Source organism: Stenotrophomonas sp. YJH_SMC_133 (genome assembly GCF_059370655.1).
Window position 1 is genome coordinate 523,913 of record NZ_JCAFTW010000001.1, and the last position, 16,130, is coordinate 540,042.

General features: G+C 66.9%; 17 protein-coding genes. 7 read left to right on the forward strand and 10 right to left on the reverse strand.

Annotated elements, in window-relative coordinates; all coding sequences use genetic code 11:
- Window positions 1–39: 39 nt before the first annotated feature.
- From AC5P78_RS02365 to asnS, 10 genes are all read right to left on the reverse strand, one after another.
- Window positions 40–726, reverse strand: a complete 687-nt coding sequence (locus AC5P78_RS02365; protein WP_005410240.1) for a DUF2461 domain-containing protein — start codon at window positions 724–726, stop codon at window positions 40–42.
- Entirely contained in the window at window positions 723–2,162 is a 1,440-nt protein-coding gene (gene sbcB / locus AC5P78_RS02370) for an exodeoxyribonuclease I (RefSeq protein WP_043034704.1), read from the reverse strand. Before sbcB ends, AC5P78_RS02365 begins: the two co-directional genes overlap by 4 nt.
- Entirely contained in the window at window positions 2,162–3,529 is a 1,368-nt protein-coding gene (locus AC5P78_RS02375) for an FAD-dependent oxidoreductase (RefSeq protein ID WP_043034703.1), read from the reverse strand. The genes sbcB and AC5P78_RS02375 overlap by 1 nt, the downstream gene beginning before the upstream one ends.
- A 31-nt stretch (window positions 3,530–3,560) precedes the next feature.
- The gene (kynU, locus tag AC5P78_RS02380; protein ID WP_005410237.1) at window positions 3,561–4,835 is read right to left on the reverse strand and encodes a kynureninase; all 1,275 of its coding nucleotides are present in this window, start codon (window positions 4,833–4,835) and stop codon (window positions 3,561–3,563) included.
- A gap of 162 nt (window positions 4,836–4,997) precedes the next feature.
- Entirely contained in the window at window positions 4,998–5,519 is a 522-nt protein-coding gene (locus tag AC5P78_RS02385) for a 3-hydroxyanthranilate 3,4-dioxygenase (protein ID WP_012480763.1), read from the reverse strand.
- Between the two features lie 20 nt (window positions 5,520–5,539).
- A complete protein-coding gene (gene can, locus AC5P78_RS02390) occupies window positions 5,540–6,202 on the reverse strand; it encodes a carbonate dehydratase (protein ID WP_005413910.1) in 663 nt (220 codons plus the stop codon).
- 74 nt (window positions 6,203–6,276) lie between these two features.
- The gene (locus AC5P78_RS02395) at window positions 6,277–6,915 is read right to left on the reverse strand and encodes an FMN-binding negative transcriptional regulator (protein ID WP_065183938.1); all 639 of its coding nucleotides are present in this window, start codon (window positions 6,913–6,915) and stop codon (window positions 6,277–6,279) included.
- A gap of 7 nt (window positions 6,916–6,922) precedes the next feature.
- Complete coding sequence (locus AC5P78_RS02400) at window positions 6,923–7,237, reverse strand: hypothetical protein (protein ID WP_006453002.1); 315 nt, start codon at window positions 7,235–7,237, stop codon at window positions 6,923–6,925.
- 7 nt (window positions 7,238–7,244) lie between these two features.
- Window positions 7,245–7,544 carry a hypothetical protein gene (locus AC5P78_RS02405; RefSeq protein WP_005410232.1) on the reverse strand — a complete coding sequence of 100 codons (300 nt, stop codon included), beginning with the start codon at window positions 7,542–7,544 and terminating at the stop codon, window positions 7,245–7,247.
- A gap of 30 nt (window positions 7,545–7,574) precedes the next feature.
- The gene (gene asnS, locus AC5P78_RS02410) at window positions 7,575–8,969 is read right to left on the reverse strand and encodes an asparagine--tRNA ligase (RefSeq protein WP_414498324.1); all 1,395 of its coding nucleotides are present in this window, start codon (window positions 8,967–8,969) and stop codon (window positions 7,575–7,577) included.
- Window positions 8,970–9,097: 128 nt separating this feature from the next.
- Here asnS and AC5P78_RS02415 point away from each other — a divergent pair, with 128 nt between their 5' ends.
- The 7 genes from AC5P78_RS02415 (at window position 9,098) to zipA (ending at window position 16,052) form a co-directional block, all read left to right on the forward strand.
- The gene (locus AC5P78_RS02415; protein ID WP_005410230.1) at window positions 9,098–9,436 is read left to right on the forward strand and encodes a HesB/IscA family protein; all 339 of its coding nucleotides are present in this window, start codon (window positions 9,098–9,100) and stop codon (window positions 9,434–9,436) included.
- Window positions 9,437–9,502: 66 nt separating this feature from the next.
- Window positions 9,503–10,045 (forward strand): CbrC family protein, encoded by a 543-nt coding sequence (locus AC5P78_RS02420; RefSeq protein WP_005410229.1) that lies wholly within the window; start codon window positions 9,503–9,505, stop codon window positions 10,043–10,045.
- A 230-nt stretch (window positions 10,046–10,275) separates the two neighbouring features.
- Complete coding sequence (gene rpsF, locus AC5P78_RS02425) at window positions 10,276–10,713, forward strand: 30S ribosomal protein S6 (protein ID WP_005410228.1); 438 nt, start codon at window positions 10,276–10,278, stop codon at window positions 10,711–10,713.
- An 11-nt stretch (window positions 10,714–10,724) separates the two neighbouring features.
- Complete coding sequence (gene rpsR, locus AC5P78_RS02430) at window positions 10,725–10,955, forward strand: 30S ribosomal protein S18 (protein ID WP_002804494.1); 231 nt, start codon at window positions 10,725–10,727, stop codon at window positions 10,953–10,955.
- A gap of 104 nt (window positions 10,956–11,059) precedes the next feature.
- Entirely contained in the window at window positions 11,060–11,509 is a 450-nt protein-coding gene (gene rplI / locus AC5P78_RS02435) for a 50S ribosomal protein L9 (RefSeq protein ID WP_005410227.1), read from the forward strand.
- Window positions 11,510–11,761: 252 nt separating this feature from the next.
- Window positions 11,762–15,265, forward strand: coding sequence for a chromosome segregation protein SMC (gene smc, locus AC5P78_RS02440; RefSeq protein ID WP_099527300.1), 3,504 nt, complete (start codon window positions 11,762–11,764; stop codon window positions 15,263–15,265).
- A 46-nt stretch (window positions 15,266–15,311) separates the two neighbouring features.
- Window positions 15,312–16,052 carry a cell division protein ZipA gene (gene zipA / locus AC5P78_RS02445; RefSeq protein ID WP_005410225.1) on the forward strand — a complete coding sequence of 247 codons (741 nt, stop codon included), beginning with the start codon at window positions 15,312–15,314 and terminating at the stop codon, window positions 16,050–16,052.
- Window positions 16,053–16,130: the final 78 nt, after the last annotated feature.

Here is a 16,130-nt window from a genome sequence, read left to right on the forward strand (position 1 = left end):
CAAGTGAGGCAGCCAGTGGTGAACGGCAGGTGATGCGGCTCAGAACTCCAGGTCCAGCGCCGCGCACAGGTAGTCAACGAACGGGCCGAGCCCAGCCAGGTCCTTGCCCAGCGTGGACAGCAGGCGCGGGCCGGTCATGGTGGCATCGTCCAGCGAGCGCCACATCACCCAGTTGCGGTGCTTGAGGTCGTCGATGAACTCGAAGTCGGCCGGGAAGCCACGCGGGGGCCGCACCAGCTTTTCGCTCTCCTCGAAATCGAAGCGTTTGCGCAGGGCCGGTGCATGCGCGGCGGCCTTCCAGCTGCCCGGATTGTCGAGGATGAAGTGGCGTACGCGGCGCTGGGTTTCCGGTTCCGGATGCCACAGGCCGGCGCCGACGAAGCTCTCGCCCGGCTGCAGGTGCACGTAGAACGAGGGCGCAGCCACTTCGCGGCGGCGCTCATGGAACAGGCGTGCACCCTGCCAGGTCTTGTACGGCGACTTGTCGTTGGAAAAACGCGCGTCACGATGGATGCGGAACAGCGAGCCACCGACGCCACGGGTATCGGCGCGGAAGTGCTCGCTGACCTCGGCCAGCGCCGGCTGCAGGTCGCCCAGCAGGCGCAGGAACGGCTGCCGCACGTGGTCTTCGTACTGCTGGCGGTGATCGTTGAACCAGGCCTTGTCGTTGTGCCGCGCAAGGCTGCGCAGGAACTTGAAGCTGGCGTCCGAGAAATAAGTGCTCACAGCGTCTCCTGCAGGTGCTGGCCCCAGTCGCGCAGCGATTGCAGCAGGGCCTGGCGCCGGGTGTCATCGGGCGCTTCGGCGGCCAGTGCGTCCAGTTGCTGCTGGTACTGGGGCAGGTTGAGTTCGCCCAGGCCGCCGTCTCCGAGCAGGCGCTGGCGGCGGTAATCCTGCCAGCGCTGGCGTTCAGGCGGCGCGAGGCTGTCGGGATGATTGCGCGCGCGGTAGCGGAACAGCAGCTCCGGCAGGCGCGGGTCGCGGAAGCGACCTTCCAGCGCGGCCAGCTGCTCGGGCGCAGTGGTGCGTGCAAGCGCAAGCAGCGGCTTGTCACCGTTGCCGAGGAAGCCGTCGTACAGCGAGGCATCGACGTCGGCCACGGTGGCGGCGCGGGGCTGGTTGTAGACCTGCCGGGCTTTTTCGGCCAGCTGCGGGGCGAACGCGCGCAGGCGTTCCACCTTGGCTTCGATCGCAGCCACATCCAGGCCGAGGCGCGCGTGGTCATCGGCGCGCAGGTGGTTCCAGGCGATCAGCGCCGGCACCTTGTTCAGATGCACTTCCTTCAGCGGTACCCGTGCCGCGCCTTCGGGCAGCTCGCTGGCGCGCATGTACAGGCGCTGTGCGATCACCTCGGCCGGCAGTTCCAGCAGGTCGTCGATCTCGCCATCCAGGTCGAATACGATCACCCGGTTGTTGATGGTCGGGTGCACGGCCAACGGCAGCACCGGTGCCGCGCACAGGCGGCTGGCCGGGTAGCGCATGGAAATGTGCAGCACCGGCTTCATCGCGGCCACGTCCAGCAGGCCGCCGACGAAGCGCTTGTCGCGCAGCTTCAGGGCGTAGTCCCACAGGCGTGGTTGCGACTGCTTGAACAGCCGCGCCATGCCGATGGTGGCGCGCACGTCGGACAGTGCTTCGTGTGCATCGCCTTCGCGCACGTGGTTGGCTTCGGCCAGATGTTCGAGCTTGAACGAGGTGGCGCCATCCTCGCGCAGCGGCCACTGGATGCCGTCCGGGCGCATCGCGCGCATCAGCCGCAGCATGTCCAGCAGGTCCCAGCGCGAATTACCGTTGCGCCACTCGCGTTCGTACGGGTCGTGGAAGTTGCGGAACAGCCCGTAGCGGACGAACTCATCGTCGAAGCGCAGCGTGTTGTAGCCCAGCGCGCAGGTGCCGGGGCGCGACAGCTGCTCGTTGATGCGGTCGAAGGCCTCGGCCTCGCTGATGCCCTCGGCCAGTGCCTGCTGCGGGGTGATGCCGGTAACCAGGGTGGCCATCGGCGAGGGCAGCAGATCATCGGCCGGGCGCACGAAGAAGCTGACCGGGGTGTCGATTTCGTTGAGATCGGCGTCGGTTCGGATGGCGGCGAACTGCGAGATGCGCGTGCGCCGCGGGTCCTGGCCGAAGGTTTCCAGATCGTAGAACAGGAAGCTGTCAGCCATCAGTGCGCGCCCTCCAGGACCGGCAGCTGCGCGTGGATCTGCGCTTCCAGCGCGGCCCAGTCGATGTTGTCCAGTGAATCATGGCCGGCGGTGGCGGCCACCAGCATGTCGCGTTGCAGTTCGGTGCGGCGCAGCGCCTCGGCGTACGGCGTGTGCAGGAAGGTGACCATCGTGTAGTGCGGCACGAAGCGGGTCGGCCAGCGCCGCTGCAGTTCCTGTTCCAGTTCGCGCTGCAGCAGGAATGCAGGGTCGGCGACGCGGTCGCGCATTTCCAGGTAGTTCTCCAGCGCCATCTGCTGGATGGCACGTGCATTCGGCTTGCGCTCGGCTTCGAACGCGGCGAACGCACCTTCCAGATCATCGGCCTCCATCAGGTGGCGGGCCAGTGCAACGCAGTCCTCGAACGCGCAGTTCATGCCCTGGCCGTGGAACGGCACCATCGCATGCGCGGCGTCGCCGATCAGCACGGCACGGCCCTGCTGGTGCCAGCGATCGAGCGTCAGCGTGCCAAGCAGGCCCGGCGGGTGCTGTTCCCAGTCTGCGCGCAGGTTCGGGATCAGTGGCAGGGTGTCGGCGAACTCGCGCGCGAACAGCGCCTCGGCCTGCGCGCCGGTATTGATCGTGGCGAAGCTGGGATCGCCCTGGTTGGGCAGGAACAAAGTGACGGTGAAGGTGCCTTCGTGATTGGGCAGGGCGATGCACATGTAATGGCCGCGCGGCCAGATATGCAGCGCGTTGCGCTCGATGCGGAAGCTGCCATCGTCGGCCGGCGGAATTTCCAGCTCCTTGTAGGAGTGATCGAGGAACGCGATGTCCTCGCCCAGCGGCGCCCGCCGGTTCATCGCCGCGCGCAGGGCCGAGCCTGCACCATCGGCACCGATCAGGGTGTCGAAGCGGATGTCATGCGGGCTGTCGTCGCGGTCGTCGATGAAGCGTGCGTAGCCGGCGTCGAAATCGACGGTGTGCAGGCGGCGGTGGAAGTGTACGGTCGCGCCAGCCTGTTCGGCCAGTTCCAGCAGCGTGGTGTTGAGGTCGCTGCGATGGATCGACCAGATCACTTCGCTGTCGTCGCGGCCATAGCGCTGCAGTTGCGGTTCGCCTTCGCGCGGATGCACCATGCGTCCGCGCATCATCACCGCGCGCGCCATGACCTCGTCTTCCACACCGGCCTGGCGCAGCGCATTGCGCCCACGCTCGGCCAGCGCCAGGTTGATCGAGCGGCCGCTCTCGTAGTCGGCCACGCGTGGATCGCCACGGCGTTCGTACAGGGTGATGCGCCAGCCCTGGCGTGACAGCAGGATGGCCAGCAGCGACCCGGCGAGGCCGGCACCGATAATGCTCAACGAGCGGGAAGCATGTGCGATCAACGAACTGTCCAGCAGTAGGGGAGGGACCGGCTCAGAGGCCGGCCCAGGCTTCCACTTCCTCGACGAAGTGGTGCACGTCCAGGTAGCGGTTGTAGAGCGGGGTGGGCGAGATGCGGATCACGTCCGGCTCGCGCCAGTCGCCGAGCACGCCGATGCCGCGCAGGTGCTCGAACAGCGCACGGCCGCGCTCGCGGCCACCGATCACGCGCAATGACAGCTGGCAGCCACGGCGCTGTGGCTCGGCCGGGGTGATGATGTCGAGCACGCCGGAAAGGCGTGCACGTACAAGCGCTTCGAGCATGCCGGTCAACGCCAGCGACTTGTTGCGCAGTGCCTCCATGCCGGCGCGCTCGAACAGGTCCAGCGACGCGCGCAGCGGCGCCAGGCCGAGGATCGGCGGATTGCTGAGCTGCCAGCCTTCGGCACCGATGGCGGGGGTGAACTGCGGTGCCATCTGGAAGCGGGTGGCTTCCTCATGGCCCCACCAGCCGGCAAAGCGCGGCAGCGTGGTGTCGCGGTGATGGCGCTCGTGCACGAACGCGCCGGCCACCGCACCCGGGCCGCTGTTGAGGTATTTGTAGTGGCACCACACGGCGAAATCGGGTGCGACGTCATGCAGGCGCAGCGGCAGGTTGCCGACCGAGTGCGCCAGGTCGAAGCCGATGCGCGCGCCCTGCAGGCGGGCAGCACGGGTGATTGCATCGAGGTCGAAGGCCTGGCCGGTGCGGTACTGCACGCCGGGCCACAGCACCAGTGCAAGGCGCGGACCGTGTTCGGCGATGGCGCGCTCGATCGCGGTGAGCGAGATCGTTCCGTTGGCTTCGTCCGGTTGCACTTCCACCAGGCACTCGGCGGGGTCGAACCCGTGGAAACGGATCTGCGCTTCGACCGCGTGTCGGTCGGTCGGGAACGCACCGGCTTCCATCAGGATCACCGGGCGCTGCGCGGTCGGTCGGTAGAAGCTGACCATCATCAGGTGCAGGTTCACGCTCAGCGTGTTCATCGCCACCACTTCGCTGGGCAGTGCACCGACCACGCGGGCCAGCTGCGCGCTCACCAGGCGGTGGTAGGACAGCCACTGCGTCGGGCCGGTGAAGTGGCCTTCCACCGCCAGCTCGCCCCATTGCTTCATCACTTCCTGCACCGCGGCCTGGGCGCCACGCGGCTGCAGGCCCAGCGAGTTGCCGACGAAGTAGGTCTGCTCGCCACCGCCATGGCGCGGAATCAGGAATTCGTTACGCAGCGGGCGCAGCGGATCGGCGGCGTCCAGAGCAATGGCGTGGGTGCGGCTGAGCAGGTCGGACATGGTCGGGCAACAGGCTGCAACGGGACCGCCAGTGTAGCGCCTGGGGCATGGCCCGGTGGACGCGGCCACGCTTCGAGCGCCGCGTCTTCTGGTAGTGGCCCACCTTGGCTGGCGCGCGTGGATCGATGCGCCCACCAGGGTGGGCGCCTACCGGTGTGGGCGTCAGCCCGCCGCCGGCACCGGCAGCGGATCCACATGCCCGCACTGGCTGCAGGTACGCAGCTCCAGGCTGGCGTGATAGCGCGCGAACACCTTGGGCAGGTCGGTCTCGATGTTCTGCAGCGGGAAGAACTCTTCGTGCAGCTTGTGGTTGCAGCGTTCGCAGTGCCAGATCACGCCGTCCTTCTCGTGCGGCAGGCGCTTGCGCTCGACCACCAGGCCGATGCCGCCGGGCGGGCGCCGCGGCGAGTGCGGCACCCTGGCCGGCAACAGGAAGATCTCGCCGGCGCGGATCGGGATGTCGCGCACCGCGCCGTCCTCCTGCACCTTCAGCACCATCTCGCCCTCGAGCTGGTAGAACCACTCCGGGCCTTCGTCGTAGTGATAGTCGGTGCGCGAATTCGGCCCGCCCACGACCATCACGATGAAGTCGCCGTTGTCGATCATCTTGTTGCCCACCGGCGGTTTCAGCAGGTGGCGGTTTTCTTCGATCCAGGCGTGCAGGTTGATCGGCGAGGCGGGCATGGTCGTGGTCCGTAGTGAGGTCAGTCGCGCCGGCCCTGGCGGGGCACGTAGGACAGTGCCTTTTCATAGGCTGGCTTCAGCTCTTCCGGTCCACCGACATCGATCCCCATTTCGCTGACCCGGCCGTTCTTCAGGCTGTAGACCCAGCCGTGCACCATCAGCTTCTGCCCGCGCGCCCAGGCGTCCTCGACGATGGTCGAACGGCACAGGTTGGCGACCTGCTCGATCACGTTCAGTTCGCACAGGCGCGCGTGCTTCAGCTCGTCATCCTCGATCGCATCGAGGATGCCCTGGTGCTTCTGCACCACGTCGCCGACATGGCGCAGCCAGTTGTCGGCCAGGCCGACGCGGGTATTGTGCAGGCAGGCGTGCACGCCGCCGCAGCCGTAGTGGCCGACGATCAGGATGTGCTTCACCTTCAACTGGTCCACCGCGTACTGCACCACGCTCAGGCAGTTCAGGTCGGTGTGCGCGACCACGTTGGCGACGTTGCGGTGCACGAACACTTCACCCGGGGCCATGCCGATGATCTGGTTGGCCGGCACCCGCGAGTCGGAGCAGCCGATCCACAGGTACTCCGGGTGCTGCTGCTTGGACAGCTGCTGGAAGAACTCAGGGTCTTCCTTGGCGATGCGGTCGGCCCAGTCGCGGTTGTTCTGCAGCAGGCGGTGGATGTCTTTCATGTGCGGTATCCCTGGCGTCGGGTGGGGGCAAGGCGCGGCCGTTCTGGTCGCGCCGTCGCGGGAAGCTGGGGTGATCAGCCGCTGGAGGCGGACTGTTCACGGTGCCAGCGCATCCACTGCGCCAGCTCATGGGAGGACGGGGAGGCGAGTGCGTCCAGTGCGGCGATCACGGCCTGCTGGTTGGCGTCGGGATGGTTCTGGCTGAGTTTCAGCTTCAGCTGCACGTGTTCCACCTGGAAGCGGAAGCCGACGATGGCGCGCAGCTCCGGGCCGTGTTCGGCGCGCGCGGGATCGAACCGCCAGGCCTGGCCGACGCTGGCTTCGAAGCGGTCGCTGATCGCGCCGACCAGTTCGGCCAGCGCATCAGCGTCGTCGAAGGTCTGCAGCTGGCCACGCAGCTCGGCAGCGGCGTAGTTCCAGGTGGGTACCCGCGCAGCGGGTTCCTTGTCCGGATACCAGCTGGCCGAGACGTAGCCGTGTGGGCCATCGACCAGTACCTTGGCCGCGCCGCTGTGGCGCGACTGCGGGTTGGCGCGGGCCCAGTGGCCGCGCAGTTCGATCTGGTCGCCGTCACGCCGGTACAGCACCGGCATCCGGGTCAGCTCCGGCAGGCCATCGCTGCCGGGGGTGAGCACGGTGACGAACGGGTCGCGCGCCAGCAGGCGGTCCAGCCAGAGCAGGTCGGTCTCGGCGAAGGCGCGCGGGGTGAACATGCAGGGATCAGGCGCGCCCGCCCAGCGACTGGATCATGCGGCCACGCAGACCCTCGTCGCTGTCGGCCTGCGGCGGCTGCACTTCGTGCAGGCTGAAGCCGCGCACCAGTGCGTCCTCCTCGTCCAGGCCGTCGTACTCGACGAACTCGGCGTCGAACAACTGCGAACGGGCGGTGTCTTCGCTGTCGTAGCTCAGCGTGTTGCCATCGCTGTCGAGCACTTCGGCGGTGCCGGCCGGGCGAACGCGCAGGCGCGCCCAGATCAGGGTGTTGCCGAGGCTGGCCAGCCACCAGCTGTCGCGCGAGGCGGTGATGTCGTTCATGAGCGTATTACCAGAGCGAGGCCAGCCAGAGCAGGGCGGCCATGCCCAGTCCGGCCAGCAGGGTCAGCAGCGATACCCAGGCCGGTGTCGCCAGCCCGGACAGCGAGCGGTCCGGTTGCTGCCGATAGTCGCGGCGCAGCAGCCAGGCCAGGGCATCGGGCTTGAGGAAGGCGCCGCTGCCGAAGCGCGCGGCGAGCGCCGGATGGCGGTCGCGCACGTGCACCAGGGTCAGCGGCCAGAAGATCACGAAGGCACTGAACCCGGCCACTGCAACGCCAACGAAACAGAGGGCGAAGAACAGGGTCATGGGGGCAGTACCTCCGTGGTCGTATGGGGCTTAGAAGTCCGCGCTGCCCGGGGCGCGCGGGTAGGGGATCGCATCGCGGATGTTGGACAGCCCGCAGACGTACACCACCAGGCGCTCGAAGCCCAGGCCGAAGCCGGCGTGCGGCACCGAGCCATAACGGCGGAAATCGCGGTACCAGCTGTAGTGCTCGCGATCCAGGCCGAACTGGGCCATGCGCGCGTCCAGCACGTCCAGGCGCTCTTCGCGCTGGCTGCCGCCGATGATCTCGCCGATGCCCGGGGCCAGCACGTCCATCGCGGCAACGGTCTTGCCGTCGTCGTTCAGGCGCATGTAGAAGGCCTTGATGTGCTCCGGATAGTTGGTCACCACCACCGGGCGGCCGACGTGTTCCTCGGTCAGCCAGCGCTCGTGCTCGGTCTGCAGGTCTAGGCCCCATTCGACCGGGAAGTCGAACTTCCTGCCGGACTTCTGCAGCAGGCTGACCGCGTCGGTGTAGTCGATGCGCTCGAACGGTGCGTTGATGAAGTCTTCCAGCTTGGTGATCGCGTTCTTGTCCACGCGCTCGGCGATGAAGGCCAGGTCGTCGCTGCGCTCGTTCAGCACCGCACGGAACAGGTACTTCAGGAACTCTTCGGCCAGGCGTGCGTCTTCGGCCAGGTCGGCGAAGGCGATTTCCGGCTCGATCATCCAGAACTCCGCCAGGTGGCGGGTGGTGTGGCTGTTCTCGGCGCGGAAGGTCGGGCCGAAGGTATAGACCTTGCTCAGCGCCAGGCAGTAGGCCTCGACGTTCAGCTGGCCGGACACGGTCAGGAAGGTTTCCTTGCCGAAGAAGTCGCGGCTGAAATCGATCGTGCCCTTCTCGTCACGCGGCAGGTTCACCATGTCCAGGGTGGACACGCGGAACATCTGGCCGGCGCCTTCGGCGTCGGAGGTGGTGATGATCGGGGTGCTGATCCAGTTGAAGCCGTTCTCGTGGAAGAAGCGGTGCACGGCCTGGGCCAGGCAGTTGCGGATGCGGGTGACCGCGCCGAACAGGTTGGTGCGCGGGCGCAGGTGCGCCACTTCGCGCAGGAACTCCGGCGACATCGGCTTGGGCTGGATCGGGTAGGTGAGCGGGTCTTCGACCCAGCCGACCACTTCCACTGCACTGGCCTGGATCTCGAACGACTGGCCCTTGCCCTGCGACTTCACCAGGGTGCCGGTGGCGATGACCGAGCAGCCGCTGGTCAGGCGCTTGATCTCGTCGAAGTTGGCCAGGCTGTCGCCGGCCACGACCTGGATCGGGGCGAAGCAGGAGCCGTCGCTCACATTCACGAAGGCCAGATTCGCTGAACCGCGCACCGTGCGCACCCATCCGCGTACCGTGACTTCGCCGCCTTCCGGGATCTTCCCGGCAAGCGCATGTTCAACGCTGACCACCGTCATGACTTGAATCCTCTGCTGATCGACTCGATCTGTGAACACGGGAGTTTACCGGTTGCAGCGTTCTGCTTGCGAGGCATTTTTCGCGGCAACGGCTCCTTATAATGTCCCCGTACCTCTGGAGTAGCCCCATGGCCGTCAGCCTGACCCCCATTGCTTTCGAGCGCGTGCAGCGCTTTGTCGCCCAGACCCCCGGTGCGCTGGGCCTGCGTTTCGGCGTGACCAAGACCGGTTGCTCCGGCTGGGGCCACATCACCGACCTGGCACGCGACGAGCGCGAGGGCGATACCGTGTTCGAGCAGGATGGCGTGAAGATCTATGTCGACGCCAAGAGCCTGGCGCTGGTGGACGGTACCGTGATCGACTTCGGCAAGCACGGCCTGAGCGAGACCTTCACGTTCAGCAACCCCAATGCCACCGCCGAGTGTGGCTGCGGCGAGAGCTTCACCACCGACGCCGACAAGGCCTGACGGCCCGGCGCGTCCCGGTAGCTGCCGACCTTGGTCGGCACGCGGGGCTCGGCAGGGACCCCACGGATGGAACGACCGGCTTTTACCTATCATCCCAACGCCTACGCCCTCTCCTTCGAAGAGGTCGACGGAATCTGTGACTGCTGCGGCCAGCCGCGCACACTGCGCTACCGCGGGCCGTTCTACACCCGTCTGCGTCCGGATTACCTTTGCCCCTGGTGTATCGCCGACGGCAGGGCGGCGGCCAGCTACGAGGGTGAATTCACCGGCTGGAGTGATATCGAAGGGGTCTCGCCAGACCCGGCCGACCCGCCGCCGAGCATCGCCCGTGAGCTGCTGCTGGAGATCTGCGAGCGCACGCCGGGCTACCCGTCCTGGCAGCAATCGGTCTGGCTGAGCCATTGTGAACGGCCCTGCGCCTTCCTCGGTTTCGCCGGCAGCGACGATCTGCTGCCCATCCTCGACCAGGTCCGGCCCGATGTGGCGGAGGTCAATCCGCGCGACGCCGACTGGGTGCTGGCGCACCTGAGTCGGGACGGGATGATGGTCGGCTGCCTGTTCCAGTGCCTGGAATGCGGCCAGCATCGCCTTCACGTCGACCTGGGGTGAATCCAGGCGGATTCTTGGGCTGTGCGGGGCTCCGGTAGCGGCCAGCCTGGGTCGGCATGGGGGCTGCGCCCCCGGTTCAGGTTGCCCTGTGACCCGCCGGTTGCCCGGCACCCCCATCTGCGCCATAATGCGCGGCTTCCTGCCTCCCGGCGGGAATCCTTGCCCCACCGCGGTCTCAACGGCGGGGGGCTGTCCGGCCGCAAGGCCACATCCGAAAGGTAGAAAAAAACATGAGTCGTCATTACGAAATCGTGTTCATGGTCCACCCGGACCAGAGCGAGCAGGTCCCGGCCATGATCGAGCGCTACAAGTCGCTGGTCGAGAACGGCAACGGCACCATCCACCGTCTGGAAGACTGGGGCCGCCGCCAGCTTGCGTACCCGATCCAGAACCTGGTGAAGGCCCACTACGTGCTGATGAACATCGAAGCCGACCAGGCCGTTCTGAACGAACTGACCGAGAGCTTCCGCTTCAACGACGCCGTGCTGCGCAACCTGGTCATCAAGCGTGACGAGGCTGACACCGAGCAGTCGCTGATCATGAAGAGCAAGGACGAGAAGGGTGACAAGCCGGAGCGCGGTGAGCGCCGTCGTCGTGACGACGAAGAAGGCGAGTCCAACAACACCGCTGACAACGAAGCCGGCGACGACGCCGCTTCCGCCGCCTAAGGAGCCTTCCCATGTCCAAGTTCTTCCGTCGCCGCAAGTTCTGCAAGTTCACTGCTGAAGGTGTGAAGGAGATCGACTACAAGGATCTCAACACCCTGCGCCAGTACCTGACCGAGAACGGCAAGATCGTGCCGAGCCGCGTCACCGGTACCAAGTCGAAGTACCAGCGCCAGCTGGCGACCGCCGTCAAGCGCGCTCGCTTCCTGGCCCTGATCCCGTACACCGACAACCACGACGTCTGATGCCAGCGGGGCGGCCCGGCGCCGCCCCCGCTGTGCCAGCTATTCGGACAGCCTTTGTTGCGGGGCATCGCCTCGCTAACGAATAACTTATCTGGAGCAATACCATGCAGCTGATCCTCCTGCAGAAAGTCACCAACCTCGGCAACCTGGGCGACCTGGTCGACGTGAAGCCGGGCTACGGCCGTAACTTCCTCGTGCCGCAGGGCAAGGCCGTGCCGGCCACCGAGAGCAACAAGGCCGAGTTCGAAGCCAAGCGCGCCGAATACGAAGCCAAGGCCCAGGCCATCCACGCCGACGCTGAAGGCCGCAAGGCCAAGCTGGAAGGCGCGAGCGTGACCATCGCCGCCAACGCTTCGACCGAAGGCAAGCTGTACGGCTCGGTTGGCCCGCGCGACATCGCCGAGGCCTTCACCGCCGCCGGCCTGCCGCTGGAAAAGAGCGAAGTCATCCTGGGCGAAGGCGCCTTCCGCAACATCGGCGAATACGACGTGCTGGTCCACCTGCACGCCGACGTCGAGACCACCGTCAAGGTCGTCGTCGTCGCCGAAGCCTGATCCCACGCCGCAAGGCTTGGCATCACCGCAGAACGGGCGCCCGCAAGGGTGCCCGTTTTGTTTTTGGCGCCGTTCCGCGGTGTCGGGCCAGGTCCGTCCGACGGGGTGGGCAATGTTCCACGCCCATTCGTAGAATACGTCCACATCGGTATACTCAGGGCGTCACACCCGTTCCACGGGCATCGATCCCAACAGGATCAATGGCTTGGAGGGTAAACGCAGGCCGCTTGCCGGCCCCAGTCCGGAACCCCTATGCGTCTTTCCACGATCAAGCTGTCCGGCTTCAAGTCGTTCGTCGATCCGACCACCCTGCACCTGCCGACCAACATGACCGGCGTGGTGGGGCCCAATGGCTGCGGCAAGTCGAACATCATCGACGCCGTGCGCTGGGTCATGGGCGAGAGTTCGGCCAGCCGCCTGCGTGGCGACTCGCTGACCGACGTAATCTTCTCCGGGTCCAATGCCCGCAAGCCGGTGTCGCAGGCCACGGTCGAGCTGATCTTCGACAACTCCGACCACACGATTTCCGGCGAGTACGCCTCGTTCAACGAGATCTCGGTCAAGCGCACGGTCAGCCGCGACGGCACCAGCAACTATTACCTCAACGGCACCAAGTGCCGTCGCCGCGACATCACCGACCTGTTCCTCGGCACCGGCCTGGGCCCGCGCAGCTACTCGATCATCGAGCAGGGCATGATCAGCCAGATCATCGAGGCGCGCCCGGAAGACCTGCGCGTGTACCTGGAAGAGGCAGCCGGCATCTCCAAGTACAAGGAGCGCCGCAAGGAGACCGAGACCCGCATCCGCCACACCCGTGAGAACCTGGACCGGCTGGGTGACCTGCGCGACGAGATCAGCAAGCAGCTCGAACACCTCAAGCGCCAGGCCAGGCAGGCCGAGCAGTACCAGGCTCTGCAGGAAGAGCGTCGGATCAAGGATGCCGAGTGGAAGGCGCTGGAATTCCGTGGCCTCGATGGGCGCCTGTCGAAGCTGCGCGAAGGCCTGTCGCAGGAAGAGACCAAGCTGCAGCAGCTGATCGCCGATCAGCGCGACGCAGAGGCCCGCATCGAAACCTCGCGAGTGCGTCGCGAAGAGGCCGCCGATGCGCTCAACACCGCGCAGGCGGCGGTCTATCAGGTCGGCAGCACCCTGGCCCGCCTGGAGCAGCAGATCCAGCACCAGCGCGAGCTGTCGCAGCGCCTGCACAAGGCGCGCGACGAAACCCAGCAGGCTCTGGCCGAACTGGGGCAGCACATCAGTGGCGACGAGGCCAAGCTGAGGGTGCTGCGGGAGGCGGTAGAGGCCGCCACCCCGCAGCTGGAAGAACTGCAGGAAGAAAACGAGATAAAGCAGGAAAGCCTGCGCGAGGCTGAAGACCGGCTGGCCAGCTGGCAGCAGCGCTGGGAACAGCACACCTCGCAGAGTTCGGAAGCCTCGCGCGCCGGCGACGTCGAGCGCACGCGCGTGGACTACCTGGACAAGCAGATCCTCGATGCCGACCGGCGTCGTGAAGCCCTGGCCGCCGAGCGCGCCGGGCTGGACGTGGATGCGCTGGAAGAAGCCTTCGAGCAGCTGCACCTGCAGCACGACACGCAGAAGACCGCGCTGGATGAACTGAGCGAAGACGTCGAGCTGCGCAAGCAGGGCGTGGCGGCGGTGCAGGAACAGCAGCGCAATGGCCAGAACGAACTGGCCGAACTGCGCAAGCAGGCCAATGGCCTGCGCGGTCGCCTGGCTTCGCTGGAAACCCTGCAGCAGGCCGCGCTGGGCCAGGAGCAGGGTGCTGCCGTGGCCTGGCTGAAGGCGCGTGGGCTGGACTCGGCGGCGCGTGTCGGCGAACGCCTGGATGTCGATGCCGGTTGGGAAAACGCGGTGGAAAGCGCGCTCGGCCAGTTGATCGAAGGCGTGCTGGTCGATGACCCGGCCAGCCTGGTCGACGCGCTGGGCGAACTGGGCGAGGGCCACATTGCGCTGGTCGCCAACGATGGCGCGGACCTGAAGGTCGCGCCGACCTCGCTGGCTGCACGCGTGCGTGGCCCGGCAGCGATCCGGCGCCTGCTGGCGCACCTGCACGGTGCCAGGGATCTGTCCGCGGCCAAGGTGCTGCAGGCCAGCCTTCCGGAAGGCGATTCGATCATCACCCAGAGTGGCGAGCGCCTGGGCCAGGGCTGGCTGCGCGTATCGCGCTCCGGTGCCGCCGCGCAGGGCGCGCTGCTGCGCGAACGTGAGATCCAGGAACTGCGTGAGCAGATCGAGCAGCTGCAGGACCGCGAGGCCGAACTGGAAGAACAGCTGGCCGGCTTCCGAGAGCAGCTGCAGGCTGCCGAACAGCAGCGCGAAGACGCGCAGCGTGCGCTGTACCAGGCCCATCGCGCGGTGTCCGAACTGGCCGGCCAGCTGCAGGGCCAGCAGGGCAAGGTGGAGGCAGCGCGCACGCGCATCGATCGCATCGAAGGCGAGCTGAAGCAGCTGCAGGAAACCATTGAAGCCAACAACGAACAAGCGCGTGAAGCGCGCTCGCGGTTGGAGAACGCGGTCAGCAGCATGGGCGACCTGGAATCGACCCGGCAACGGCTGGAGGGCGAGCGCCGCCAGTTGACCGAGGCGCGCGACCTGGCTCGCGACGCCGCCCGTGCGGTACGCGAGCGCGCGCATTCGCTGGCCCTGACCCTGGAATCGCAGCGTGCGCAGCTGGCCTCGTTGGGCCAGGCGCTGGAGCGCATGGGCACCCAGCGCGGGCAGCTGGATTCGCGCCTGGGCGAACTGCATTCGCAGCTGGATGAAGGCGATTCGCCGGTCGAATCGCTGCAGGCCGAGCACCAGAACGCGCTGGAAGAGCGCGTGCGCGCCGATCGCGTGCTGACCGAGGCGCGCACGCTGCTGGACGGCATCGACGCCGAGCTGCGCAACTACGAACAGACCCGCCACCAGCGCGACGAACAGGCATTGGCCCAGCGTGAGCGTATTTCGCAGCGCAAGCTTGACCAGCAGGCGCTGGTGCTCAGCGCGGATACCCTGCAGGCGGCGGTGGAGAAGGCCGGGTTCGTGCTGCAGGACGTACTCAACGCACTGCCCGAGGATGCCCGCCTGGGCGATTGGGAGCAGGCCGTGCACCAGATCGATGGCCGCATGCGCCGGCTGGAGCCGGTCAACCTGGCTGCGATTCACGAGTACGGCGAGGCCTCGCAGCGCTCGGACTACCTGGATTCGCAGCACGCCGACCTGACCACAGCGCTGGAAACCCTGGAAGATGCCATCCGCAAGATCGACCGCGAGACCCGCGGCCGCTTCAAGGACACTTTCGACCGTGTCAACGCCGGCGTGCAGGCGCTGTACCCGCGCCTGTTCGGTGGCGGCCACGCCTACCTGGAATTGACCGGTGAAGACCTGCTCGACACCGGCGTGACCATCATGGCGCGCCCGCCGGGCAAGCGCGTGTCCAGCATCTCGCTGCTGTCCGGCGGCGAAAAGGCGATGACCGCAGTAGCGCTGGTGTTCGCCATCTTCCAGTTGAATCCGGCACCGTTCTGCCTGCTGGACGAGGTGGACGCACCGCTGGATGAAGCCAACGTCGGTCGCCTGGCCAACATGGTCAAGGAAATGAGCGAGAAGGTGCAGTTCCTGTTCGTCAGCCACAACAAGGCGACGATGGAAGCTGCGCACCAGCTGTCGGGCGTGACCATGCGCGAACCGGGCGTCAGCCGCCTGGTCAGCGTGGACCTGGAAGAAGCCGCACGATTGGCGGGCGCGGCCTGACGTGCCATCCTAATTACCTGAATGAACTAGCCGGAGAACCTATCGAATGTCCGACACGGCACTGTTGCGCATCGGCATCCTGGCCGCCGGCCTGCTGTTGATCGCTGCGATCTTCCTGTTTGGCCGTCCGAAGAAGAAGCCCCAGGGGCGTCGCGTGGAAAGCGCGGAACCGACCGGCGGCGAGCGTCGCGAGCCGGTGCTGGGCGATGATGGCGTCACTGTGGCCGATGGCCGCGTAGAGCCGGGCATGGGCTCGGAAGGCGAGCAGGCCGAGCTTGGCCTGGCCGACACCGACGCCGGCGCGGCCAGCGACCTTGGCAAGCGCGCCACCCAGGACTTCGACAAGATCGTGTCGCTGTTCGTGGCCGCTCGCGCCGGCGAACAGCTGCGTGGCGAAGACATCGTGGTGGCGGCGGAGAAGACCGGCCTGGTGTTCGGCCACATGAACGTGTTCCACCGCCTGGTGGAAGGCCACCCCGAGCGCGGCCCGATCTTCTCGATGGCCAGCATCATGAAGCCGGGCAGCTTCGACATGGCCAACATCCGCGCCATGGAGACCCCGGCCATCGCCTTCTTCCTGACCCTGCCGGCGCCGCTGACCGCGCTGGATGCCTGGGAGAAGATGCTGCCCACCGTGCAGCGCATGGCCGAGCTGCTCGACGGCGTGGTGCTGGACGACAGCCGCAACGCTCTCGGCCGGCAGCGCATCGCGCACATCCGTGACGAACTGCGTGCCTATGATCGCCAGCACCAGGCGCCGCCGCTGACCAAGACCCCGCGCTGGTGAGCGCCCTGGTGTGCCGACCAGCGGTCGGCACCCACAACAGTAGATCCACGCCATGCGTGGATGGGGCGAACCAAGGTT